Here is a 23,945-nt window from a genome sequence, read left to right on the forward strand (position 1 = left end):
ACGTCTCCACCACGAACGAGCCGGGCGGACAGTCGACCCGCACACCCTGCAGACCTGGAGGTGCCCGTCGCCGCGGCGATCCCGATGTCGCTGGTCGTCGTCGCGGTCTCCTCCGCCGCCGCGCTGATCCCACGACCGGGCGCCGGGCAGATCCGCTGGCACATCGCCGGCATCTTCGGCCTGACGGGGCCGGTGCGGCCTTCGCCGGGGCCGCGGTCAGTACCGCCTGCTCGACCCCCGCCTGACCCTCGCCGGCCTCGCCCTGCTGATGATCGCCGCCGGGATCCGCATGCTCACCGCGACCGACACCGTCGGCGGGGACTGTCCCCCCCCCCCCCCCCCGCCCCCCCCGCGGGCGGAGTGAACTGGCGCGGCTGCCTACCCGAGTCCATCGCCGCAGGACTCACCGTCGGCTTCCTCACCGGCCTGTTCGGCGTCGGCGGCGGCTTCCTGATCATCCCCGCCTTCGTCCTGCTCCTAGGCCTACCCATGGGCTCGGCGGCGACCACCTCACTGGCCGTGATCGTGATCAACTCCACCGGCGGATTCGCCGCCCACCTCGGGCGACACCCCGATCGACCCCGCCCTCACCCTCGCCTTCGCCGGCACCGCCGTCCTCGGCCCACTGATCGCCGGCCGCGTCGCCCACCGCATCCCCACCACAAGACTGCAGCACTGGTTCGCCTACCTCGTCTTCGCCGTCGCTGCGTTCGTTCTCGTCCGAGCCGCCATCGCGGGAGCAGCGTGACGCATCGGCAGCAGCTCGACACACCGGTCGCAACGACCCGCTGTCGCCTCGAGTCGTCGTACGGCGTCTACTCACCTCTACCCGCCGGCAACCGTCAGTCGGGTCGCGGCCTCAGAGAAGACCGAGCGCCTCGGCGGCGACGAAACCGCCGACCAGGATGAGCATGATCGCGAAAGCCCTGGTGAGGAGTTGCCCGGAGAGCCGGTCTGCGACTCGCTTGCCCAGGAAGCTGCCGACCACGGCGAGCACCGTGAACGGGACGACGATCCGCCAATCGAGATCCAGCGGGGAGCCCAGCCGCGACGCCATCGACGTCACCGCGTTGAGGGTGATGATCAGCAACGATGTGCCGATGGCCGCGGTCATGGGCATCCGCAGGATGATCACGAGCGCTGGGACCACCAGGAACCCGCCACCGACGCCGAGGAACCCGGTCATGAACCCGACGACGATGCCGCTCAGCACCACCTTGACCGCGGTGACGAGGAACCGGCGGCGGGCCCTCGTCGGCCCGGCTGTGGACCGCGTTGCGGTCGCTACGGTGCCGCCACCGGACGGTTCGCAGGGCGTCGACCCATCGGCCGGCTGTGCCGGCTTCTCGGCCTCGGGTCGACTGTTGATCAACATCGCTGTGGCGGCGAGCACGGTGACCGCGGCGAAGGCCAGGAGCAGTACCTGCTGGTCGACGTTGCGGTTGAGCAGGGTTCCGAGGAAGGCGGAGGGGATGCCGAGAGCCCCGAAGATCAGGCCGGTCCGCCAGTCGATCCCCCCGCCGCGGATGCGGGCGAGGGTGCCGACGAGTGCGGTGATGCCGACGATGATGATGCTGCTGGTGGTCGCGCTCTGGGCGGTGACGCCGAGCGCGTAGACCAGCAGCGGGACGGTCAGTACTCCGCCGCCGCCGCCGAGCGCCCCGATGACCAGGCCCATCACCAGGCCGAGCCCCGCCGCCAGGAACAGCATCAGCCGACCGCGCCCGGTGTGCCGTCGTCGGTGGTGACCGGGAGCCCTGCATCGGCCCAGGCCTTCATCCCGCCGGCCATGTTGCGGACGTCGACACCGGCCGCGGTGAGCGCGGCAGTCGCCTTGCCGGACCGGTTGCCCGAACGACACACCGCGATCACGACCCGGTCGCGCGGAAGGGACTCGGGCCGCAGGTCGCCCAGGGGGATGTGGACGGCGTCGGCGATGTGTCCGATCCGCCATTCCTCGGGTTCGCGGACGTCGAGGAGCAGGGCGCCGGCCGAGGCCAGGTCGTGCGCAGCTGACGGATCGATCTCGGCGATGGGATCGGCGGTGGTCATCAGCGGGTGTCCTTCCAGGAGATGGTGTCGCGGGCCGGCGTGATCAGGGCGAGGTGGGGGCGCTCCGCGGGGGACCGTCCCGGGTGGGGGGCGACCTCGGCAGTGACGGAGACGCGGTCGCCCCGGACCGAGGTGTGCCGCAGCTCGACGAGTTCGCCGTTCGAGCTGCCGACGCGCTCGATCGCGAACAGCGCCACCTCGGGGTGATCCCGAGCAGCGCCTGCTGGGCGTCTCACGCAGCACGAGCAGCGCTCGGCGGACGGTGTGCCGGCTGACCCCGTAGTGGTGCGCCAGTGCCTTCTCGCCGGGGAAGTGACGGTCGAACGCCGTCACCTCCATGCGCCGGCGGAGGTCGGCGAGCAGTTGCAGCCAGAGGGATTCGCCCGCCCGCGACGGAACCACCGGGTCCTCGCTGTCGCTCACCGACACACCTCCACCACATGTCGGAACCGTTGGTTGAATGTACGGTCATTTAGTCCGGCGAGCAAGCGCGCAGTGAGGTGAGGCCGCCGATGCGTTGCTCGAACCCCGATCGGGGTGCTGGAATGGGCGGGTGACCGCAGCGACGTCCTCGACACGACACACGTTCTGCGTGTGCCTGTTGGCGATGGACCAGCTGTCGGTCGACGATCGTCGCTGTCGGGCGGACTCCGAGTCCCGTTGACCCCGCGGTCCTGGAAGCCCAGGACCCGGTCACCTCGCCCGACCACCAGAAGGCTCCAGCCACATGAGCACGATCGACAGCCTGTTCAGGTCCAACGCCGCGGTGCGCAGCCCCCCGGCACCGGTGACGCCTGTCGCGGAGAACGACGGCGGTACAGCGGCCGACGCTCCCTGCCGCGGTGTCCTGGATCGGATCGCCGACGCGGTGCGCGCTGCGCACACTGCGTCGGTACCGTTCTGACCAGCCCTACCGACGACGGATCCGGCGGTCAGGCGACTCCCCGCAGCATTCCCTGCCAGTAGAGCGCGGGGAGTCCGTACCGCTTGAGGTACCACATGTCGCGCCGCTCCTTGATCGTGTTGATCACCGGGATCGACGGCTTCGGCTTCATGGAGTAGTCGAACTCCGCGAGCAGCATCGAGTGTCGTGACGTGGTCAGAGGGCACGACGCGTACCCCTCGTAGCGCGCGGACGGCGCCCTGCCTGCCATGACGTCGACCAGGTTCGCGACCACCACCGGGGCCTGCTTCCGGATCGCGGCACCGGTCTTGGAGTTCGGACTCGATCCGGCGTCGCCCAGCGCGAACACGTCCGGGTACCGGGTGTGCTGCATCGTGTGCTTGTCGATCTCGATGTAGCCGGCCGGACTGGCCGGGTCGGCGAGAGACGTCTTCTCCACCCAGTCCGGCGCCGACTGCGGCGGGACCATGTGCATGACGTCGTATCCGAGCGTGGCCTCGGAGTCGTTGGCGCGATCGGCGATGGTGACCTCTCGAGCGTCCGAGTTGACGCTGATCGCCTCGCTCTGCAGGTGCACCGTGATGCCGTAGCGCTTCGCCACGCCGACCAGGACGTCGGAGAACTCCTTCACCCCGAACATGCCCGGGGTGGGCAGGACGAGGTGGATGTCCATCTTGTCCAGCACGCCCTGCTCGCGCCAGTAGTCGGCGGCGAGGTAGGCGATCTTCTGCGGAGCGCCTGCGCACTTGATCGGCCCGGCCGGCATGGTGAACACCGCCGTGCCGGACCTCGTCTCGCGGATGAACTTCCACGTCGCCGGCGCGAGCTCGTAGAGGTAGTTGCTCGATACTCCGTCGCGACCCAGCGTGTGCCCGAGTCCGGTGATCTTCTCCCAGTCCAGCTGGATGCCCGGACACATGACCAGGTACTCGTAGCCGACGTGTGAGCCGTCGTCGAGGGCGACCTCCTTCGTGTCGGGGTCGACACCGACCGCTGCGCGCTGGATCCACGTCACGCCCTTGGGCATGACCTTCGACTGGGGCTTCGCGCTGGCCTCCACCGGTGCCCGCCCGCCGCCGACGAGCGTCCACAGGGGCTGGTAGTAGTGCGTCGACGCGGGATCGATGACGGCGACATCGGTCTGGCCCTGGCGCCGCAGTCGAGCGGCGACGGTGAGACCGGCGCTGCCTCCACCGACGATGACGATCTTGTGCCGTGCCATGGCCCGACCCCTTCCGGCTGAATGTACGGACATGTGACCGTAGCGACCAACAGTTGGGATAACAAGACGGCTCATCCTCCGGTCGTCCTGCCGACCCGGCGGGTTCTGCCCGTTTGGCCGCGCCTCAGTTGACCGCATCGTGCTGCAGGGCATACCGTCAGCGGCAAGTTGTACGGACATTTGAGCGGAGGGTCCGCATGCTGAACGTCGAAGTGATTGCCACTGAAGAGCTCGGAGACCGGAGCTACCTCGCGCACGATGGCGTCGTCGCGATTGTCGTCGACCCTCAGCGCGACATCGACCGCATCGAAGCCCTGCTCGCCGAGCGCGGCCTCACCCTGGCGCTGGTCGTCGAGACCCACATCCACAACGACTACGTCACCGGTGGGCACCAGCTCGCCGCTCGCACCGGCGCCCGCTACGTGGTCAACGCCGACGACCCCGTCACCTTCGACCGCACGGCGGTCCGCGCGGGCGACGAGCTGACCGCGGGGAACATGACCGTCCGGGTCGTCGCGACCCCCGGACACACGTTCACCCACCTCGCCTACGTCATCAGTGCCGGTGACCCGTCCACCGCACCGGCGGTGTTCACCGGTGGATCGCTGCTCTACGGCAGTGTCGGACGCACGGACCTCGTCGATCCCGCCCATACGGACGAGCTCACCCGGGCCCAGTACCACTCGGCCCGTCATCTCGCCGCGAGCTTGCCGGGAGAGGCTGCGGTGTACCCCACGCACGGCTTCGGCAGCTTCTGCTCCGCCGGCCCCGCGGTCGGCGGACCGAGCGGCACCATCGCCGACGAGCGGGCGCGCAATGACGCTGTGCTGGAAGCCGACGAGGACACCTTCGTCACGCGCCTGGTCGCCGGACTGACCGCGTACCCGGCCTACTACGCCCACATGGCCCCCGCCAACCTCGCCGGACCCGGGCCGATCGACCTCTCTCCACTACCCACGCTCCAGCCCCGCGAGCTCGCAGAACGCATCGCCGCCGGCGAATGGGTCGTGGACCTGCGCGACCGGACCGCCTACGCCGCCGAGCACCTCACCGGCAGCATCGGCATCGGCCTGGGCCCGCAGTTCGCGACGTGGCTCGGCTGGGTCATCCCCTGGAACACCCCGCTCACGCTGATCGGTGAGAACACCGAACAGGTCGCCGACGCGCAGCGCCAACTCGTGCGGATCGGCATCGACCGCCCGGAGGGCCGAGCCACCGGAACCATCGACGCCCTGGCCGACGGCCGACCCACCCGCAGCTACCCCGCCGCCACCTTCGACGACCTTCGCAGCGGCCGCGACGAGGACCGCGTGATCGTCGACGTCCGCCGCGACGACGAGCACGCCGTCGCGCACATCCGCGGCGCGCTGCACATCCCCCTGCCCGAGCTCGCCGACCGGCTCGGCGAGCTGCCCGTCCGGCAGCTGTGGGTGCACTGCCAGAGCGCCTACCGCGCCTCCATCGGCGCCAGCCTGCTCGACCGCGCCGGATTCGACGTCGTCCTCATCGCCGACGAGTTCCCGCACGCCCAGGAGCTCGGCCTCACCGAGTAGGGAGCGCCTCGCTCCTCACCTCACATCGCTCCAGCGGTCGACGTGGCTCTATCGACCTCGCGCGGATCGGGAGCGTCGACCCCTGGACGCGGGGTGCGGGACTGTTCATCGAGCCCGCTACGAGCGGACCCGAGCGACGCAAGTGTCACCATCGCCTACCGGTCATGCGCATCACCACGGACCCGAGCGAGCAGAAGTCCCGCATGTCCGATTTCATGGGGTCCATGAGCCATCCCGGACCGCTGAGCCCGCCGTGGTGATCGAGTGGGTGCTGCTGGTCGTCGCGTTGGTCCTCGTCGCGGCCAATGCGCTGTTCGTCGCGGCCGAGTTCAGCCTGGTCACCGTCGACCGTTCCACCGTGGAGCGTGCGACCCGGGACGGCGACCCCAGGGCCGAGGGCGTGCTGGCGGCACTGCGCTCGCTGTCGACCCAGTTGTCGGGAGCCCAGCTGGGCATCACCGTGACCAGTCTCCTCGTCGGGTTCCTCGCCGAGCCGTCGCTGGCGAGCCTGATCGGGCCCCTCCTGACCGTGGCCGGGCTCCCGGAGGCGACCGCACTCGCCGTCTCGATCACGCTGGCCCTGGTGCTCGCGACGTTCGTGCAGATGGTCTTCGGCGAACTCGTGCCGAAGAACCTCGCCATCGCGCGCCCGCTGCCCGTCGCGAGAGCGGTCGCCGGGCCGCAGCAGGCCTTCTCCCGGGTGGCCGGCCCGCTGCTGGGCTTCCTCAACGGCACCGCCAACCGGATCGTGCGACTGTTCGGGATCGAGCCGCAGGAGGAGCTCCGCTCGGCCCGTGCCCCTCAGGAACTGGAGTCGCTGGTCCGCCGGTCGGCGCAGGAGGGAATGCTGGCCGGACCCACCGCGGAGCTGGTCTCCCGCTCGCTGGCCTTCGGCGAACGCACCGCCGCCGACGTCATGACACCACGCTTCCAAGTGACGTTCCTGGCCACCACCGACACGGCCGACGCCGTGCTCGACGCCGTGGACCGCAGCGGCTACTCCCGGTTCCCGGTGCTGCGCGGTGGCGTCGACAGCGTCGTCGGGACCGTGCACGTCAAGCACGCGCTCGCCGTACCGGAGCGGGAACGGGGCACCCGCACCGTCGCCGACCTGATGGTCGACCCGCTCCCGGTACCGGGCAGTCAGGAGCTCGACCCGCTGCTGCCGCTGCTGCGCGGCCAGGGCCTGCAGATGGCCGTGGTCGTCGACGAGTACGGCGGCACCGCAGGGGTGGTCACCCTGGAGGATCTCATCGAGGAGATCGTCGGGGAGATCGCCGACGAGCACGACCCGCGCGAGGACCGCGCCTTCCGCACGGGGGACGGCGTCTGGACCCTGTCGGGGCTGTTACGGCCCGACGAGGTCGGGGAGCTCACCGAGGTGCATCTGCCCGAGGGACCTGACTTCGACAGCCTCGGTGGTCTCGTCGTCGACCGCCTCGGCCGGGTCCCGCAGACCGGTGACGCGGTCGTCGAGGAGGTCGACGGCCGCCGTGTCCACCTGCGTGTGGAGGCGATGGACGGCTGGCGGGTGGACCGCGTGCGCATGGTCGTGGACGAGGAGGAGCAGGCCGGTGGATGACGGTGCCGCGATACTCGTCGCACTGGTGCTGCTGGCGGCCAACGCGTTCTTCGTCGGAGCGGAGTTCGCCCTGATCTCCGCGCGGCGCACCCAGATCGAGCCCCGCGCGGAACGCGGTTCACGCGCCGCGACGATCACCCTGCGGGCGATGGAGAAGGTCTCGCTGAACATGGCGTGCGCGCAACTCGGCATCACGGCGTGCTCGCTGGGCCTGGGCGCGATCGGCGAACCGGCCGTGGCGCACCTGCTGGAGGTGCCGTTCGCAGCAGTCGGGCTGCCGGAGCCGCTGGTCTACCCGGTCTCGTTCACCATCGCGCTGTCGATCGTGGTGTTCCTGCACATGGTGCTGGGCGAGATGGTGCCCAAGAACATCGCCATCGCCGGGCCCGAGCGCGCCGCGCTCGTACTGGGCCCGCCACTGGCGCTCATCACCTCGGTTCTCAAGCCGGCGATCCTCCTGCTCAACGGGACGTCGAACCTGGTGCTGAAGCTGATGAAGGTGACCCCGCGCGACGAGGTCGCGACCACGTTCACCTCCGACGAGGTGGCCGGCCTGATCGCCGAGTCGCGCCAGCAGGGACTGCTCGACGACGACGAGGAGGACCTGCTGACCGGGGCACTGGAGTTCGAGGAGCTGACCGTGGGCTCCGTGGTCCTCCCCCGCGACGGGCTCGTCGTGATCGACGCCGACGCCACCGGTGTCCAGGTCCAGGAAGCCACGGCGGGCAGCGGGTTCTCCCGGTTCCCGGTGATCGGCCTCGACGGCGATCCGGTCGGGTACCTGCACGTCAAGGACGCCCTGCACCGCCGCGGGGACACGAGGACGGCCGGTGAGCTCGCCCGTCCGTTGCCCGCGCTGCGCCGGGACGACCCGCTGCGGGATGCGCTGACCGTGATGCGCGACGCCGGTGCGCACCTGGCCGCCGTCACCGGCCCCGACGGCGAGCTCGCCGGGGTGGTCGCACTGGAGGACGTGCTGGAGCGGCTGGTCGGGCACATCAGCGACGGGGCCGCCGCACCCGTGGTGCCCCGACGTGGCACGTGAGCCCGGGCCGGTGCCCCTTCCTGGCCTGGATCCGCACCTCGTCGGCCCTGATCGCGGGCGAGGTGGCACTGGCCGGCCTGGTGCGGGGCTGACACTCCGATCTGCTGTGCGACGGGCCGGCGGTGCTGCTGGTGAGCCGCTGACACGGCGGCCGCCCCGGCGGGCGCACCGCCTTGGCCCGGCAGCGCACCGGGTGGACCGCGGTCGCGGCCGGAGCGGTCCTCCTGCATATCGCACCGTCGTGGCCGGGCGTCCTCGCGGGGGTCGCGCTACTGATGAGCGCTGGCGGTGGCAGCCGTGCTCCTTCCACCCGACGGCCGAGACGAGGGCTGCCGCCCGCTGACGGACCCACGGAAGATGAAGAACTCCTCATCGAACGGGCTTCGGGGCCGACTGCCAGGCAGGATGCGGGGACTGTGGTTCACGAGGAGCGGGTGCGGGACACGCGGCCGGCCGGTCACGTCGACTCGCCTGTGCTGACGCACGTCTCGACCCGCGATCTCCACTCCTCCCACGAGATCCCGCGCCGGGCGGCGGCCCGCCGCCGCCGGCTGGTCGTCCCGGCCCGGCTGCGGATCATGGCGTGGCTGGTGCTGCTGCTGCTGGTCGCCCTGGTGACGGTCGTGATCGTGACCCGCAACCTGCTCCTCGCCGAGGCCCAGAGCGACGCGACCGACGCGCTGAACCAGGAGGCCGCCGAGTTCAGGCAGTTCGCCACGGCGGGTGTCGACCAGGAGACCGGGGCGCGGTACGAGAACGGCACCGACCTACTGGAACGCCACATCTCACGCCAGTTCCTCGACGACGACGAGATCGTGCTCGGCGTCACCGCCGACGGCACGATCGTGCCGCAACGGGGCCGGGAGGCGATCGCGCTGGCCGAGCGCGACAACCGCTGGCAACAGATCCTCGAGAGCGCGGCCACCACCGACATCCTCCAGACGCGGGACGGCCGGCTCCGCTGGGTCAAGGTGCCCGTGGTCGACGAGCTGGGCGGGCCGGACGGCACGTTCATCGTCGCCTACGCGATCGACCGCGAGGCCCGCGAGATCGACGACACGATCCGCACGCTGGTGCTGGTCAGCGGGATCGGGCTGTTCGTCGCGGCGGTGGCGTCCTGGGTGGTGTCCGGTCAGATCCTCGAGCCGGTCAACCTCGTGCGGCGAGCGGCGGCGCAGATCAGCCACGACGACCTCACCGAGCGGATCGCGGTCGAGGGCCACGACGACATCGCCGCACTGTCCGACCAGTTCAACGGGATGCTCGATCGGCTCGAGCACGCCTTCCGTGCGCAGCGCCAGTTCCTCGACGACGCCAGTCACGAGCTGCGGACCCCGATCACGATCATCCGAGGGAACCTGGAGTTCGTCGACGACGACGATCCGCAGGAGCGTGCGGAGGTCGTGCGGCTGTGCACCGACGAGCTCGACCGCATGAGCCGGATCGTCGAGGACCTGCTGCTGCTCGCGAAGGCCGAACGCCCCGACTTCGTGATCGCGGACGAGGTGGGGCTGGTCGACCTCACCAGCGACATCCACGCCAAGTTGAGCGTGCTCGGTGACCGGCGCTGGGAACTGGAGTCCATCGCCGAGGGCGAGGGGCTCGTGGACGCGCAACGCGTGACCCAGGGGGTCATCCAGCTCGCGCACAACGCCGTCGTCCACACCCGGCCCGGCGACGTGATCCGGTTCGGTTCCGCGGTGACCGCCTCCGAGGTCTCCTTCTGGATCGACGACACCGGCCCCGGGGTGCGGCCCGAGGACGCCGAAGCCATCTTCCAGCGCTTCTCCCGCGGCTCCACCGGTGGGGCACGGGCCAACCACACGGGTGCCGGACTCGGCCTGACGATCGTCACGGCGATCGCTCAGGCTCACGGCGGACACGTGGAACTTCGGACGGTCCACGGCCACGGCGCGCGATTCTCCCTGCACCTGCCGCAGCCCGTCGGCTACCACGAACGCATCGACGACCGAGAGGACAGCACGGCGTGAACCGCATCCTGATCGCCGAGGACGAGGATCGCATCGCGCGGTTCGTCGACAAGGGCCTGCGCGCCAACGGCTTCCTCACCAGCATGGTCGGGGACGGCCACGCCGCGCTGGACCACGCCCTGTCCGGGCAGTACCAGCTGATGGTCCTCGACATCGGGCTGCCCGGTCGCGACGGCTACGCGGTGCTGCGCGAGCTGCGGGAGGCGCGCATCGCCATGCCGGTGGTGATCCTCACCGCCCGCGACGGGGTGCGGGACACCGTCGCCGGGCTGGAGGGCGGAGCCGACGACTACATGACCAAGCCGTTCCGCTTCGAGGAACTCCTGGCCCGCGTACGGCTGCGGCTACGCAGCGCGCCGGGCAGCGTCGCCGAACCGACCCTGCTCAGCATCGACGGCCTGTCGCTGGACCTGCGCACCCGCCGGGCCCAGACCGACGACCACCGCACCGTCGACCTGAGCGCGCGTGAGTTCGCGCTGCTGGAGCTGCTGCTGCGGCATCCAGGGCAGGTCCTGTCCCGGGAGCAGATGCTCGACCACGTGTGGGGATTCGACTTCGACCCGGGCTCCAACGTCGTCGACGTCTACATCCGCCAGCTGCGCCGCAAGATCGGCGCCGAGAAGATCACGACGGTACGCGGGATGGGGTACCGGTGCGGATGAGCCGACATGAAGGAACCTTCATGCGACCTTCATGCGTGCTTGCGGATGCGACGTCACGCTGGATGGTGTGGAACCGGTGAAGAGCAACACCAGACGACAGCGTGGCGTCCTGGCGACCGTTCTCGCTCTCCCGCTCGTCGCCGGTGCGGCGACGTGGGGCCTGGCGGACGGCTGGTTCGCCGGTGGGACCGCCGTGGTCCAGTCGGCCGACGACACCACCATCGGTGGCGGCACGGTCCCGCAGATCCCCGAGCTGCTCAGCGGCGTGCCGACGGCGACCGGTGCCGTCCCACCCGCGCCCGGGGAACTGTCCTTCGCACCCGGGGTGTCCCCGTCGACCGCCTCGGCCCCTGCGGCACCGGGGGTGGCCGGCATGGGGTCCGCACCCGGTGCCGGCACCCCGTCGACGTCCGGGGCCGGTGGCGCCACCGGCCCCGAGGAGGACGCGGGCGACGGCGGCGGGGTCCCGGACGCCGTTGAGGACGCGGACCTGGGCGGCGACGACTCCGGCGATGCAGACCCGGGTGACGGGGACTCCGGCGACGGGGACTCCGGCGACGGGGACTCCGGCGACGGCGAGGAGGGGTCCGGGGAGTCCGGTGGGTCCGGCGAGGTGGATGCCGAGACCGCGGACGACGACGGCGGATCCGATCAGCGGTCGGCCGCCTCGGACGACAGTGCGTCGGACGACAGTGCGTCGGACGACGGCGGCGACTCCGACGGCGGCGACTCCGACGGCGAGGAGGGGTCCGAGTCCGAGGAGGACTGATCCCGCACCCCCTCGTGCAGACCTGACGAACGCCCGGCCGGGCTCCGGCCGGGCGTTCGGCATCTCCGGGGTGGGTGAGCGTCGTCTCCCCGGATCCGGAGGATCATGAGTGCGCCTTCATCGAAGGCGGGCCCTGCCTTCATCTACCGGCAGCAGTCTTCTCGGTGTGAACCGAATAGTCCGCACCCCCGCCGCCGTCCAGGTACTGCTCGCCGTCGGAGCTCTCCTGGTGCTGGGTCTCAGCGTCCTGTTCACCCCCGATCGTGGGTCGGCCCCCGACCGGGGTACCACGGTCGGCGAGCAGGAACTGGTCCGCATCACCGGCCCGAACGGTCGCACGGTCGAAGCGGTCGCCCGCATCGACACCGGGGCGTCCGCCTCGTCGATCGACACCCGCATCGCCGAGGACCTCGGCTTCGATCTCGACAACGCCGAGACGATCACCGTGGCGTCGTCACTGGGCCGCGAGGAGCGGCCGGTCGTGGACGGTGCCCTGCAGATCGCCGGCCAGCCCAAGAGCGTCCGGTTCTCGGTGACCGACCGCAGCGAGCGGTCCAACCCGGTCCTGCTGGGCCGGGCCGAGCTGACCGACCTGCAGGTGCAGGTCGGTCAGCAGCTGCTGACCACCCCGGGCGCCGACCGGGCACCCTCCACGTTGGCCACCCTGTTGTCCCAGACGCCGGCGCTCGGCCCGCTGCAGTTGCTCGCGCTGTTGCCGCTCGCTGTCCTCGTGGTCGTGCTGCTGCGGGTGTTCGGTGGGGTCCAGACCCTCGGCACGTTCTCCCCGGTACTTCTCGCGATCGGGTACACGCAGGCCGGTCTCGTCGCCGGCGTCGGCCTGACCGTGGTCATCGTGGCGGCCGGATTCGTCGTGCAGCCCCTGCTGCGGCGCTTCCGACTCCCCCGCGTGGCCCGGCTGGCGGTTCTCGTCGGGGTCGTCTCGGTGGTGCTCGTCGCCATCACCCAGTACGCGGGCGGAGGAACCGGGGAGATCTGGGGCACCGCGCTCCCCGTCGTCGTGACGGCGGTGATGGTCGAGCGGCTCTGGGAGACCTGGGACCTCGACGGGTGGCGGGACGCGGCCCGGGACGCCGTCGCCACCACTGCGGTCGCCCTGCTGGTGACCGCGCTCCTCCTGGCCCCGGTCGTGCGGGACCTCGCGACCGTCGCCCCCCTCGCCCTCGCGATCGCCTGCGCGGTGTGGGCCGGGCTCGCCGGAACCTACCGCGGCCTGCGACTCAGCGAGCTGCTCCGCTTCGGCCGGGGCCAGTCCGACGTGATCCCCGTGGCGACCGAGGCAGCCACCGTGCGACTCGGCACCCCTGCCACCCCCGTCCCCACCGATCTGCTCACCGGCCCGCGTGATGTCCCCGCGTCCGCCGACCCCACCCCGACCCGAGAGATGGCCCGACGATGAGCATCCTGACCCCCCTGCGCAGCACCCCGTCCCTGCCCGGCCGTGCGGCCCGCCTGCCGCGCGTGCGCCGCTGGGACCGGATCATGGGCCTCAACGCCCGCAACCAGCTGATCGCCCGCGCGAACCCGCCGCAGGCGGTGCGCCTGGTGAACGACAAGGTCGCCACCAAGCGGGTCCTGACCGCGCATGCGGTACCGGTCGCCGACACCCTGCTCGTGATCGACTCCCGGCGGCGGCTCGCCGGCCTGGACCCCGCCTCCCTCCCGGACTCCTTCGCTCTCAAGCCGAGCCAGAGCCTCGGCGGATCGGGGATCCTGTTGGCCGCGCGGCGCGACGCGTCGGGGGACGGGTGGGAGTCGGCCTCGGGCCGCCCGATCAGCGTGGCCGACGTGCGCGAGCACGTCCGCTGCATCCTCGACGGCGAGTACTCGCCACGGGGCGACGACGTCGCCTTCGTCGAACCGCTGATCCACGCGCATCCGGTGCTCGACGAGATGTCGTTCCGCGGGCTGCCCGACATCCGGGTCATCTGCGTCGACGACCGGCCGCTCACCGCCATGCTGCGGCTGCCCACCTCGGCCAGCGGCGGGCGGGCGAACCTGCACCAGAAGGCCATCGGAGCCTCCGTGGACCTGGCGACCGGCACCGTCGAGCGGGCGTGGATGGACGGGCGGTCGATCGACACCCACCCCGACACGGGCAAGCGGCTCACCGGACGCCGCGTGCCGCACTGGGCGAGGGTGATCGACGCGGCCCGCCGTTGCTCCGCGGCCACCGGCCTGCGCTACCTGGGTGCCGACGTCGTCGTCGACGCCGACCGCGGGCCACTGCTCCTGGAGGTCAACGCCCGGCCCGGTCTGCAGATCCAGAACGTGACCGGACGCGGGCTGCTCGACATCCTGCCGCCGGAGGTCGCGGCATGACCTGGCAACCGGAGCACGGGTGGCCGTGGCTCGCCGGACGCTGGGCCGTCACCGCCGGCGCGGGCGCGCTCCTCGCCGGTGCGGTCTGGTTCGGCGAGCCGGGCCCGGACCGGTCCCTCGCCCTCGATCCGACCAGCGTCCACGAGGTGGAACTCGACCCGCTCGAGCGCGCCGAGCTGGACGGACTCGTCCCGGACACCGGCGTCGCCACCGCGGACGACGACAAGGACGCAGACAAGGACGCAGACAAGGACGACGGCGGGGACGACGGCGGGGACGGGGAAGGGCACGACTCCGACAGCGACGACTCCGAGGACGAGTCCCGTGAGAGCGAGGAGAGCGACTGACCCGATCCCGCGCCGTGCCCGCCGCCGGCACGACAGGAAGACCTGTTCACGCCGCACTCAGGTTCTGTCACCCACTGTCCACACGATTTCTCCGTCCGCCACACAGGCCCATCATCAGGAGCGCCCCGTGAGATCCGTCGCGACCGTCAGCGTGATCGGCACCGGTCACCTCGGTGTCACCCACGCCGCCTGCATGGCCGAGCTGCGGTTCGACGTCATCGGCCTCGACATCGACACCCGCAGGATCGCGGAGCGCGCGGCCGGGCGTCTCCCGCTCGTCGAACCCGGCCTGGCGCCGCTGCGGACGCCACCGTCCTCGCGGGCGTACTGGCCCTCGACGAGCGCATCGCAGGCCGGTTCCTGCGACCCGGCCTCGGGTTCGGCGGCGGTTGCCTGCCCAAGGACATCCGGGCCTTCATCGCCCGCGCCGAGGAGGTCGGCGCGGGGGCCGCGCCGGACTTCCTGCGCGAGATCGATGCGGTCAACCTGCGCTGCCGCGACCGGACGGCCGACCTGGTCCTCGCCGAGCTCGACCGCGCGTCCGGCAGCCGACGCGTCGCCGTGCTCGGGGCGTCGTTCAGACCCGGTTCCGACGACGTGCGCGACCCACCCGCGCTGGACGTGGTCGACGGGCGACGGACGCGGGGACGGCTGCCCGCCGGGGTGTCGGCGACCCGGGCCCCGCTGACGCCGGGCGCCGTGCGCGCCGAGGCTGTTCGCGACGGCGCCGTGGTGACGGTGGTGCGCTCCCCGTGGGAGGCGGTGGTCGACCCGGCGGTGCAGGGCCTCGGCTACCGCTTCACGGCCGACACCGCCCGGAGTGCCTACGGTTGCGACCGACCGGCCGGGCCGGTCGACGTACCGGTACCCCCGGCCCTGCCCGGACTCGCCCGCTGCTGAGCACCGGGCCGCGGGCGAGGCCGGGGGTCAGGGCTGGGCGCAGCCGGCCCGGGGGGAACAGCCGATCTGCACGGTGTGGTCGGTCAGCGGTGTGACCACCGGTTCGCCCACGGTCAGCAGCGCCCCGCCCAGTGCCGTCCCGACCGGCACGGCCAGCACAGCCAGCGGCACGGCCAACCTGGACCACAGCGTCCGGCGCGCGGGGCGCAGCAGGGACGACGGTTCACGCGGGTACCTGTTCATGGTGTCCACGGTGGTTCCCGCGGATGAAGCGACGGTGCGGAGAAGATGAAGCGTCGATCATGTGCCACCGACGGGTGAAGGGTCGTTCATCGAACCCGCATGCCGCCCTCATGAGACGTGCCTAACGTCGGCCCGGTGCTGATGTCGACTCCCCTCCCCCACTGCTCCCGGCCCCTGCCCGCCGCGGTCAGTACCCTGCTGGCCGTCGCCGCTCTCGCCGCCACCGTGCTGATCACCCTGCTGCTCCCCGGCGGGCCGGACGCCGCGGGCCACCGCGCGGAGGTCGGCGAGGAGGAGCTGGTCCGGGTCACCGGCCCGGACGGGTCCGTTGCGGTCGTGCTCGCGCAGATCAGCACCGGGGTGGCCGGGTCGTCGATCGACACCGATCTGGCCGACGAACTGGGCCTGCCGCGCACCGACGCCGATCGCGTCACCGTCACCTCCGCCTACGGCGTGCAGATCCGGGACCGCGTGCCGGCCACGGTCCAGCTCGCCGGGCAGCCGCAGAGCACCAGGCTGGTCGCCGTAGACGTGATGCCCGGGGAACCGGCGCTGACGATCGGGCGGTCCGAGCTGGGCGGTCTGCTGGTACGCCCGGGGATGCGCCTGCTCTCCGAGCCCGGACCGGCGCGGGGGGCGCCCGCGCTGGGATCGCTGCTCACCTCCAGCACCGCCCTCGACGCCGTGCAGGTGCTCGCGCTGATACCCGTCGCGGCGCTGCTCGTGGTACTCCTGCGCACCGTGGTCGGTCTGCGGACGCTCGGGACGTTCTCCCCCGTCCTGCTGTCGCTGGGATACACCCAGTCGGGGCTGGTGGTAGGGCTCGGGCTGACCGCGGTCCTCCTGGTCGCCGGGCTGGTCGCGGTGCCGGTGCTCGCCGCCACCCGGATGCCCCGGATCGCCCGCCTGGCCGTGCTGGTCGGGATCGTGTCGGTCGTGCTGGTCGGGGTCACGCACCTCGCCGGGCCCGGGGTGGGCCCGGGCTGGAGCACCGCGCTGCCTGTCGTCGTCACCGCCGTGGTGGTCGAGCGGCTGTGGGAGGCCGGTGAGCTCGACGGGTGGGGATCTGCCGGAACCGAGGCGCTGCGCACCCTCGCGGTCGCGGTCGCGGTGACGCTGCTGCTGTTCGTCCCGGCCGTCGGCGACGTCGCCTCCGAGCACCCGCTGGCGGTGGCCGCGGCCGCCGTGCTCGCGGCAGCGCTCACCGGCACCTACCGGGGCGCCCGTCTCCTGGACCGGTGGACCCGGGAGAGCCCGCCCGCACTCGGGCGGGTCAGCTGACGATCGGCGCGACCATCACCGCAGTAGGTGCCGATCCACTGGCGCGCAAGGTCCGGCAGACCTCCAGCCGTCGATGCCGGGCAGCATCAGGTCGAGCAGCACGACGTCGACCCGGGTGTCGGCCGGCGTGGCCGGTGCCGACTCCGGGTCGACCGCCTCTACGTCTGCGCAGCCCTCGTCGACCAGCGCCAGACCGAGCGCCTGCCGAATCCGGACGTCGTCCTCGACCAGCAGCGGGCGCGTCGGTCCCGCGTTCGGTACTCGGCTCCGGACCACGGCCCAGCCGCCAACCGGTGTGCCGCGAGACGACGCGGCATCTCCGCGAAACGACCCGGCCGGGACCTGCCCTCGCCCCCGCGCCTGACGCCCACCGCGATCGTAGAGGCCGACGATCGGCGCGGACACCGTCCTACCCGTGCCGTTCGGCGGAGCGCCGCCCGGGGACGGCGGGCGGCACACACCGGCCCGGGCATGGGTCACCTACCGGTCACGGCGTCCTTGACATCACCGTGAACACCAGCATCACACCGATGGGCAACAGCAGCCCGACGCTCTCGATGACCTCCAGCGTCGGCTCCGGCACCCCGGCGAACAACCGGCCCAGCCCGATCGAGGCCCACGCCCCCGACTCGTAGGGCAGGAACCCCAGCACCGGCCACATCCCGATCAGCGGGATCGCGAAGTCCGGCACGAACAACGCCCCGTAGGCCTCCGGATACACCGTGATCAGGATGACGAACGCGTAGAACGTGAACAGGTGCGCCAACCCGGGCACCGACCACTTCAACAGCTTGCGCTGCCCGAACACCTCCACGAACTCACCCTCGTACGGATTCCGATCACATCGACGACCTGTGCCCACGGAGCGGACCAGTGATCAGCGTTCTCCGTCGGCCGGGTTCGCACCGACCTCGGCGCCCTTGATCTGCAGCGCGAGGATCTTCGAGTAGAACCGTGCCATCTGGACGGACCCGGTCATGAACCACAGACCCTCCTGGGCGGTGCGCCGCCACACTGCGGACATCTCCAGGTCCTCGCCGAGGCGGTAGACGGGCGCGCACCGGTCGACGATCTCGTCGCCGACGATCTGCCGCGCGGCGTCCTCCAGCGATCCGTAGCCGGTGGCGAGCACCACCAGGTCCGCGGGAAGCAGCTCGCCGTCGGACAGCAGCACCCCGTCGCCGGTCAGACCGGTGATCGTCCGGCCCTGCCGGACCTCCACACGACCGTCCGCGATGAGCTCGGACGCGCCGATGTTCAGGTAGTAGCCGTCACGGCGGTCGAGGATGTGCTTGCCGTAGTGCCCGGAGCCGTCCGGCCCGAGATCCAGCCCGAACCCGCGCGCGGCCAGGCCGTCGAGCAGGGCGGCGTCGATCTCGGCGGCGGCCTTCGCCACCATCTTCCCCAGCTCCGGGATCCTGCCCCACGGCACCGACCACGCGGCCATGTCGGCCATGTCGGTCGGGACTCCCGACCCGTCCTCGTAGTTCGTCGTGTACAACGCCTCGTACGTCGACAGGTCGATGACGTAGGACGTCGAGCGCTGGACCATGACGACGTCGGCACCCTGCTCGTAGAGGTCCTGCGCCACGTCGTGTCCCGACACTCCGGCTCCGAGGACCACGGCGCGCTTGCCCCGCCACGGGGCGCCACCCTCGAACGCGCCGGCGTGCACGAGAGCCCCGCCGAACTCGTCCGAGCCGGGCAGGTGCGGGGTCCGGGGCTCGCCGTTGAAGCCGGTGGCGATCACCAGGTGCCGCGGTCGGACGGTGCGGTCGGAGCCGTCGCGCCTCCGCATCGTCACGGTCCACCGGCTCTCGACCGGGTCGAAGACGGCCGCGGTCACGGAGCTGCTCGTCCAGACGTCGAGGTCGAGCGCGGTCTCGTAGAACTCGAGGTAGGCGGCGAACTTGTCCTTCGGCGTGTACCGCTGCCAGGTGTCCGGCAGCGGTAGGTAGGGGAGGTGGTCCATGCCCGCGACGTCGTGCAGGAACAGCGAGGGGTACCGCTTGCGCCAGTTGTCGCCGACCCGGTCGTTGCGCTCCACGACGAGTGTGGACACTCCGAGCCGACCCAATCGCGCAGCCAGGCTCAGCCCGGAGTGGCCGGCCCCGACGACCACCACATCGGGATCCGCGTCGAGGAACTCACGCTGCCGGGCGCGCTCCTCCGCCCACCCGGGACGACCACGGCGGGCCCCCCGGGCCTTGCCGATCGGCCGGAGCGCGCCCCGGCGCTCCGGGTGACCCGCCAACTCGTCGAGCTGCGTCAGCAGCGCGCCGGCCACCCACCCCTCGGTGCCGCCGGGAACCAGCCGGACGAACCCCGTGCAGCGCCCCTTCGAGGTGTCGAACGCGAAGAACACCAGGACATGGGTGACGTCGCCGACCTGTTGGTGCACGGCGTCGTGCACGAGGCGCAGTCCGGTGGGCTCGAGCACTCCGAGTTCGGGCCCCGCGAGCGCAGCGACGACCTCCTGCCCGGTGCGGTTGCGGAAGTCCCACGACGTGACCAGCAGGTCGCGCCAGAGCAGCTCCGGCGCCAGGAAGGCGCGGACCCGCTCGACGTCGCCCGTTCCGAGTGCGGCGCCGAATCGTTCGAGCCACGTCTCCGGTGTCTGCTGCTCGGGCACGCTCGATGTCACAGCCCCTACCAGCTCTACGGCCATTGCTCCGGTCCCTTCGAAGTGCGCAGGGAGAACCACCGGCTGCGCGGGGTGCGCTCCGGCGAGTACTGCAGGTCCTCCGGGAGCGGGCCGACGGCCGCACCCCCCGGAGGGTCAGGAGATGACGAGTTCTCCGAACCGGCCCACGCGGACCGTCCGTCCAGGCGGGACGACGGTGGTCGACATCGCCTCGCGGACGATCGCGGGCCCGGCGATCTCGTCGCCGCTCAACAGGTCGGGCCGCTCCACGACGGTCGCGGTGACGTCGTCGCCGTAGATGTGCCGGACGGTCGTCGTGCTCGTCGCCGGGGCTCCGCCTGTCGCCGCCCGGGTGGCGAGGGGCTCGAACGTCAGCTTGTCCGTCCGGACGACCGCCTGCACCCGGAACGTGACCGCCTCGACGGGGAACGTGGTGAACCGGGTGCCGTTGCGGCGCTCGTAGGTGTCGTGGAAGCGGTCGATCATGGTCTGCACCGTCTCCTCGGTCACGGGCCCGTCGGGGATCTCGACGAACGGCGTGTCCCAGCTCTGCCCGTACAGCCTGCCGTCGAACGAGCGGGTCACCGTGACGGCCGACGGGTCCACGCCGACGAGCTGCTCGCGCAGCGTCGCCTCGGTCTCGGCGAGCAACTCCGCCACCCGCTCGACGGCGTCGGCGCCCAGGACGGTGTAGGCGCTGCGGCTCTCCGAGTACACCTGGTCCGAGGTGAGCAGCCCGAGCGCGCTGAAGAGTCCCGGGTGCGGCGGTATGACGACCCGCCGCACCGTGAGGTGGTCGAGCACGGACGGCAGCAGCATGGGACCTGCCGCTCCGTACGCGACGAGGGAGTAGTCGACGGGGTTGACGCCGTGCGCGAGTGCGAGGTTCACGATCCCCTCGGCGATGTTGTGCACGCCCAGCTGCCAGGTGTCGCGGACCCGCCGCGACAGGTCGCCGTCGGTCTCGAGCGAGAGGAACCCCGCCTCCGCGAGGTCGGGGTGCAGCGGCACCTCGCCCCCGAGGAACTTGTCCGCCTCGAGGACACCGCTGAGCAGGCAGGCGTCGGTGATGGTCGGTCGGGTGCCCCCCGCGCCGTAGCAGCACGGTCCGGGCACACCGCCCGCGCTGTCCGGTCCGACGCGGAGCTCACCCAGATCGTTGATCCAGGCGATGCTGCCTCCGCCGGCGCCGAGGGTCGAGATCGACGTCGAGAGCGAGTTGACGGTCAGGTCGTGCTCGAGCTCGTAGGTCGTGTTCAGGTAGGGAGCCCCGCCCGTCACGACGCTCAGGTCGGTCGAGGTTCCCCCGACATCGACGCAGATCAGCTCGCCGTCCCCGATGCTCGCACCGAAGTGCTTGCAGGCTGCCGTTCCCGCGGCAGGGCCCGAGAAGACGATCCGGTGCGGCCGACGCATCGCCGCGTCGGCCGACACGAGGGTCGCCGCCGAGTCGGCGTAGTTGAGCTGGCCGGTGAAGCCGATCTTCTCGAGCCCGGTCGTGAGGTGGTCGTTGTAGGCGACGTAGCTGATCTTCATGATCACGTCGACGACGGTCGTCGACGCCCGTCCGTAGACCCGGGCGAGCGGGGAGGTCTCACTGGAGATGGAGCACGCGACGTCCCCCAGCACCTCGCGGACGATCCGCTGGGCGACCTGTTCGTTCGTCGGGTTGACGAAGGCGTTGAGGAAGCAGATCGCGACGCCCTCCACCTCACACCGTCGCAGGACCTCCAGCTCGGCCCGCAGCTGGTCCTCGTCCAGCGGGACCAGGAGCTGCCCGTCTGCCTGTGTCCGCTCCACGACGCCCCGGCGCAGGTACCGCGGTACCAGCGGCCGCGCGACGTCGGAGAACGACCTGCGCCACGACGGGTCCATCGCGGCCTCGGCCGGCCGCCAGATCCGGGCGTAGTCGAGCAGGTCGCGGTGTCCGGTGGTGGTGAGGAACGCGATCTTCGGGAGCCGTCGGGTGATGATCGCGTTCAGGCCGTGTGTGCTCGCGTGGTTGAGGACCGAGGAGCGGCTCGCATCGGCCCGCTCGGCTCCTTCCAGCACCGAGAGGTACGCCTCGCGGGTGGCGGGTACCTTCCGCGTCTCGATCCTGCCTTCACGAACGGCGATCACGTCGGTGAACGTGCCGCCCACATCGATCCCGATCATCGAGTCGGTCCCCTCACTCTGGTTCGCCACGGTGCTCATCTGCGGACCGTGTCGTCGATCAGCTGGATCCAGCCGAGCCGGTTCCACTCGGTGGACTCCACGCGGGCCAGGCAGTCCTGGCACGTCACGGCCATCAACCAGCCGGATTCGGCCAGGACGGGGTAGCGCTGCAGCTGCGACCCGCCACAGGAGTCACAGCGACCTTCGACATCCTCGCGCTCGACACGCACAGGCGGTGCGACCCGCCCGAACGCCTCGCCGGGAACCTCCGGTGGTCGGCCGGCCCGTTCACGTCGCAGCGCCTCGGTGGCGTCCTCGTCGAGACTCAACCCCTCCGGGTCCCTCGACGGGTCGCCGACGATCACGACGCCGTACTGCCGCGCAGCCCCGTCGATGCTCACGTACTCGTCGCGCACATCGCGCAGGACGGCCTCGGGCGGGCGCTGGTCCGGAGCGCCGAACCCGCCTCCGCCGCTGCTGACCAGCCGGACGATCGTGCCACCGGGGAACGAGAACGGGTCTTCGGCCGCCCAGTGGTAGTAGGTCCCGTCGACATCGACCGCACCGGTGTCCGGATCGAGCATCCCGGCCACCGGCCTGGCCGCGCCGTGCGATCCACCGGCCGCCGATGTCCTCAGGGTGCCCGCGTCGAGGGCCCCTGTCGCGCCGTGTTCGGACGTCCACGCCCACGCCCCGCCCAACGCGCCGTGCCCGCCGCCCTGCACGCCGAACCCCGCGGCCTGCTTGGTCGCCGAGATCACGAACCGGTGCTCGGTCGGCGTCCGCCACAGGGTCTCCATGGTCAGTCCCGTGCCCCCGCGGTGGGTACCGGGCCCCGCCGAGTCGGTCTGGAACTCGCTGCGCAGCAGCAGGACCGGCGAGTTCGCCTCGAACGCCTCGATCTCGGTGCCGAGGAAGTTGGCGAGGTAGCTGTGCTGCGCGCTGTCGGCGTCACCCGCGCGGTTCGCGCCCCATCCCGCCACCGGGTCGGACGAGGTGACCCACGGCGTGCCGTCGGGACGGGTGCCCGACACGGCGTGCGTGTGCGTCGGACGGCCGTCACCGGCCAGCGCCAGGTCGCCGAGCACCGGCTCCAGCGCCCGGCACAGGGCGCTGAAGACCGCTGTCATCGGCTCCCAGTAGAGCATCACCGGCGCCGGCGGCCTCGCGCTGATGATCGAACCGTCCGGGACGACGACGTCGACCTGGCGCATGAACGACGAGGCGAACGGCGTGGTCGGGTCGAGCAGGAACTTCAGGGCGATCGCGACAGCACCCTTGGCGTCGGGCCAGGTCGCATTGAGGCTGGTGAGGCACTGTTGGGAGGTGCCGCTGAGATCGACCTCGGCGCGGGAGCCCCGGACCCGGACCCGGACCGCCACCCGGTACGCCAGATCGGGGTCGGTGCCGTCGCAGTCGATGTGGTCGACGGCGGAGTAGTCGCCATCGGGGACAGCGCCGATGGCGCGGGCGGCCTGTTCGGCTGCCGCATCGCAGCTGTAGCGGATCGAACCGAGGTAGGAATCGACGCCGTAGCGCTCGATCGTCTCGGTGACCAGAGCCTCTCCGAGCTTCAGCGACTGGAAGATGGTCTCGAAGTCCGGCAGCAGCATCCCGCCGAACCGGCCGTTGTCGAGCAGCAGACTGAAGGTCGATCGCACCGGCCGGTCGTCGCGGAACAGCAGGGTCGGCGGCACGACGAGCCCGTTCTCGTACATGTTCCGCTTCATGCCGGAGAACCCACCGGGCACGCTACCCCCGACATCGAGCATGTGCGCCCGGATCGTGAGCACGGTGACCATCTCGCCGTTGTGGAACACCGGCCGCATGAAGGCCACATCGTTGACGTGCGTGCCGTTGCGGAAGGGATCGTTGCCGATGAGCAGGTCACCGGGCTTCAGGTTCTCCGGCCCGAACTCCTCCACGTTGTTCGCGACCGCGTCCCTCATCGACCCGTAGAACAGCGCGAGGGTCTTGGCCACCGTCGGCGTCGCGTACCGCAGCGCGGGCCCCCCGGCCAGTGTGGCGGAGAAGTCGTAGGTGTCGCGCAGGATCGGTGAGAACGCATTCGTCAGCAGCTGGCTGCAGACGTGCTCGATGATGTACTGCAAGCGACTCGACAGGATCGTGGATGTGAAGCGATCACAGTGGTAGCGCTTCTTCAGGTCGCCGTCGGACATCTCTCGTAACGCACCGGGAATGGTCTTCGCTGGAGCTTCTGTGGGCATCTGACACCTCGTCGGGCCTTCTGGT

At 71.3% G+C, this 23,945-nt stretch carries 22 protein-coding genes and 2 pseudogenes; 14 read left to right on the plus strand and 10 right to left on the minus strand.

Going from position 1 to position 23,945, the window contains the following annotated elements; translation table 11 throughout:
- Nucleotides 1–84 precede the first annotated feature (84 nt).
- Nucleotides 85–909, plus strand: coding sequence for a TSUP family transporter (locus tag I4I82_RS34860; RefSeq protein WP_225921037.1), 825 nt, complete (start codon nt 85–87; stop codon nt 907–909).
- Here I4I82_RS34860 and I4I82_RS05070 read toward each other — a convergent pair.
- Genes I4I82_RS05070 through I4I82_RS05080 form a run of 3 tightly spaced genes read right to left on the minus strand, consistent with a single transcriptional unit; the run spans nt 860 to nt 2,249 of the window.
- A complete protein-coding gene (locus tag I4I82_RS05070) occupies nt 860–1,711 on the minus strand; it encodes a sulfite exporter TauE/SafE family protein (RefSeq protein ID WP_218595324.1) in 852 nt (283 codons plus the stop codon). The two genes, I4I82_RS34860 and I4I82_RS05070, sit on opposite strands and share 50 nt — an antisense overlap.
- Nucleotides 1,711–2,052, minus strand: coding sequence for a rhodanese-like domain-containing protein (locus tag I4I82_RS05075; protein ID WP_218596430.1), 342 nt, complete (start codon nt 2,050–2,052; stop codon nt 1,711–1,713). The genes I4I82_RS05070 and I4I82_RS05075 overlap by 1 nt, the downstream gene beginning before the upstream one ends.
- A complete protein-coding gene (locus I4I82_RS05080; protein WP_218590868.1) occupies nt 2,052–2,249 on the minus strand; it encodes a hypothetical protein in 198 nt (65 codons plus the stop codon). The genes I4I82_RS05075 and I4I82_RS05080 overlap by 1 nt, the downstream gene beginning before the upstream one ends.
- Nucleotides 2,250–2,779: 530 nt before the next feature.
- Between I4I82_RS05080 and I4I82_RS05090 the strand changes: the two genes are divergently transcribed.
- Entirely contained in the window at nt 2,780–2,956 is a 177-nt protein-coding gene (locus I4I82_RS05090) for a hypothetical protein (protein WP_218590856.1), read from the plus strand.
- A gap of 28 nt (nt 2,957–2,984) precedes the next feature.
- Here I4I82_RS05090 and I4I82_RS05095 read toward each other — a convergent pair whose 3' ends face one another.
- Nucleotides 2,985–4,178, minus strand: a complete 1,194-nt coding sequence (locus I4I82_RS05095; RefSeq protein WP_218595325.1) for an NAD(P)/FAD-dependent oxidoreductase — start codon at nt 4,176–4,178, stop codon at nt 2,985–2,987.
- Between the two features lie 197 nt (nt 4,179–4,375).
- Between I4I82_RS05095 and I4I82_RS05100 the strand changes: the two genes are divergently transcribed.
- The 11 genes and pseudogenes from I4I82_RS05100 to I4I82_RS35180 all read left to right on the plus strand — a co-directional run bounded on the left by I4I82_RS05100 (nt 4,376) and on the right by I4I82_RS35180 (nt 15,367).
- Nucleotides 4,376–5,731: an MBL fold metallo-hydrolase gene (locus I4I82_RS05100; protein WP_218595326.1), complete on the plus strand. Its 1,356-nt coding sequence runs from the start codon at nt 4,376–4,378 to the stop codon at nt 5,729–5,731.
- Nucleotides 5,732–5,984: 253 nt separating this feature from the next.
- Nucleotides 5,985–7,313: a hemolysin family protein gene (locus tag I4I82_RS05105; RefSeq protein WP_226369882.1), complete on the plus strand. Its 1,329-nt coding sequence runs from the start codon at nt 5,985–5,987 to the stop codon at nt 7,311–7,313.
- Entirely contained in the window at nt 7,306–8,358 is a 1,053-nt protein-coding gene (locus I4I82_RS05110; RefSeq protein WP_218595327.1) for a hemolysin family protein, read from the plus strand. Before I4I82_RS05105 ends, I4I82_RS05110 begins: the two co-directional genes overlap by 8 nt.
- A gap of 473 nt (nt 8,359–8,831) precedes the next feature.
- Nucleotides 8,832–10,349: a sensor histidine kinase gene (locus tag I4I82_RS05115; RefSeq protein WP_226369883.1), complete on the plus strand. Its 1,518-nt coding sequence runs from the start codon at nt 8,832–8,834 to the stop codon at nt 10,347–10,349.
- A complete protein-coding gene (locus tag I4I82_RS05120) occupies nt 10,346–11,011 on the plus strand; it encodes a response regulator transcription factor (RefSeq protein ID WP_218595328.1) in 666 nt (221 codons plus the stop codon). Before I4I82_RS05115 ends, I4I82_RS05120 begins: the two co-directional genes overlap by 4 nt.
- A 76-nt stretch (nt 11,012–11,087) precedes the next feature.
- A complete protein-coding gene (locus I4I82_RS05125) occupies nt 11,088–11,780 on the plus strand; it encodes a hypothetical protein (protein WP_218595329.1) in 693 nt (230 codons plus the stop codon).
- 166 nt (nt 11,781–11,946) lie between these two features.
- Nucleotides 11,947–13,197, plus strand: a complete 1,251-nt coding sequence (locus I4I82_RS05130; protein WP_218595330.1) for a 7TM domain-containing protein — start codon at nt 11,947–11,949, stop codon at nt 13,195–13,197.
- The gene (locus tag I4I82_RS05135; RefSeq protein ID WP_218595331.1) at nt 13,194–14,120 is read left to right on the plus strand and encodes a sugar-transfer associated ATP-grasp domain-containing protein; all 927 of its coding nucleotides are present in this window, start codon (nt 13,194–13,196) and stop codon (nt 14,118–14,120) included. Before I4I82_RS05130 ends, I4I82_RS05135 begins: the two co-directional genes overlap by 4 nt.
- Nucleotides 14,117–14,467: a hypothetical protein gene (locus I4I82_RS05140; RefSeq protein WP_218595332.1), complete on the plus strand. Its 351-nt coding sequence runs from the start codon at nt 14,117–14,119 to the stop codon at nt 14,465–14,467. The genes I4I82_RS05135 and I4I82_RS05140 overlap by 4 nt, the downstream gene beginning before the upstream one ends.
- Nucleotides 14,445–14,756, plus strand: a pseudogene (locus tag I4I82_RS34865) (hypothetical protein); the annotation flags it as partial. The gene I4I82_RS05140 and the pseudogene I4I82_RS34865, both read left to right, overlap by 23 nt.
- Complete coding sequence (locus tag I4I82_RS35180; RefSeq protein WP_225921042.1) at nt 14,657–15,367, plus strand: hypothetical protein; 711 nt, start codon at nt 14,657–14,659, stop codon at nt 15,365–15,367. The pseudogene I4I82_RS34865 and the gene I4I82_RS35180, both read left to right, overlap by 100 nt.
- Nucleotides 15,368–15,394: 27 nt before the next feature.
- On the opposite strand, the gene I4I82_RS05160 is transcribed toward I4I82_RS35180, so the two are convergent.
- Nucleotides 15,395–15,610, minus strand: coding sequence for a hypothetical protein (locus tag I4I82_RS05160; RefSeq protein ID WP_218591613.1), 216 nt, complete (start codon nt 15,608–15,610; stop codon nt 15,395–15,397).
- 141 nt (nt 15,611–15,751) lie between these two features.
- On the opposite strand from I4I82_RS05160, the gene I4I82_RS05165 reads away from it, so the two are divergent.
- A complete protein-coding gene (locus I4I82_RS05165; RefSeq protein ID WP_218591614.1) occupies nt 15,752–16,891 on the plus strand; it encodes a 7TM domain-containing protein in 1,140 nt (379 codons plus the stop codon).
- A gap of 15 nt (nt 16,892–16,906) precedes the next feature.
- On the opposite strand, the gene I4I82_RS05170 is transcribed toward I4I82_RS05165, so the two are convergent.
- From I4I82_RS05170 to I4I82_RS05190, 5 genes and pseudogenes are all read right to left on the minus strand, one after another.
- Complete coding sequence (locus I4I82_RS05170; RefSeq protein ID WP_226369884.1) at nt 16,907–17,296, minus strand: response regulator; 390 nt, start codon at nt 17,294–17,296, stop codon at nt 16,907–16,909.
- A gap of 106 nt (nt 17,297–17,402) precedes the next feature.
- A pseudogene (locus tag I4I82_RS05175) lies at nt 17,403–17,702 on the minus strand (Fe-S oxidoreductase); the annotation flags it as partial.
- Nucleotides 17,703–17,768: 66 nt separating this feature from the next.
- Nucleotides 17,769–19,535 carry a flavin-containing monooxygenase gene (locus tag I4I82_RS05180; RefSeq protein ID WP_218615457.1) on the minus strand — a complete coding sequence of 589 codons (1,767 nt, stop codon included), beginning with the start codon at nt 19,533–19,535 and terminating at the stop codon, nt 17,769–17,771.
- Between the two features lie 135 nt (nt 19,536–19,670).
- Nucleotides 19,671–21,731: a hydantoinase/oxoprolinase family protein gene (locus I4I82_RS05185; RefSeq protein WP_225920517.1), complete on the minus strand. Its 2,061-nt coding sequence runs from the start codon at nt 21,729–21,731 to the stop codon at nt 19,671–19,673.
- Nucleotides 21,728–23,920: a hydantoinase B/oxoprolinase family protein gene (locus I4I82_RS05190; RefSeq protein WP_226369885.1), complete on the minus strand. Its 2,193-nt coding sequence runs from the start codon at nt 23,918–23,920 to the stop codon at nt 21,728–21,730. Before I4I82_RS05190 ends, I4I82_RS05185 begins: the two co-directional genes overlap by 4 nt.
- Nucleotides 23,921–23,945 lie beyond the last annotated feature (25 nt).

It is taken from the genome of Pseudonocardia oceani (assembly GCF_019263585.2).
Taxonomy (GTDB): Bacteria; Actinomycetota; Actinomycetes; order Mycobacteriales; family Pseudonocardiaceae; genus Pseudonocardia; species Pseudonocardia oceani.